The sequence below is a fragment of the Pseudomonas sp. SIMBA_068 genome (genome assembly GCF_046534705.1).
In the GTDB taxonomy this organism is placed as follows: Bacteria; Pseudomonadota; Gammaproteobacteria; order Pseudomonadales; family Pseudomonadaceae; genus Aquipseudomonas; species Aquipseudomonas putida.
The window spans coordinates 1-267 of sequence record NZ_JAWRYI010000632.1 but is presented as its reverse complement, the minus strand read 5'-3'; the positions used below and the strand labels follow the sequence as shown (position 1 = coordinate 267).

Annotated in this window: 1 protein-coding gene; it reads left to right on the top strand. The window is 52.8% G+C overall.

The window, feature by feature from the left end; all coding sequences use genetic code 11:
- Positions 1 to 3: 3 nt before the first annotated feature.
- Positions 4 to 267 (top strand): ATP-grasp domain-containing protein (locus tag SB756_RS30740; RefSeq protein ID WP_410913325.1); only part of this gene is annotated, 264 nt, incomplete at its 3' end.

The following is a 267-nucleotide window of genomic DNA, read 5'->3' as shown; positions in this document are numbered from 1 at the left end:
ATCATGAACTTACACGAATACCAGGCGAAACAACTGTTTGCACGGTATGGCATGCCGGCACCAACGGGTTACGCCTGTACTACACCACGTGAAGCGGAAGAAGCAGCCTCTAAAATTGGCGCAGGCCCGTGGGTAGTTAAATGTCAGGTTCATGCCGGTGGCCGCGGTAAAGCGGGCGGTGTGAAAGTGGTTAACAGCAAAGAAGAGATTCGCGCTTTTGCTGAAAACTGGCTGGGCAAACGCCTGGTTACCTATCAGACAGACGCA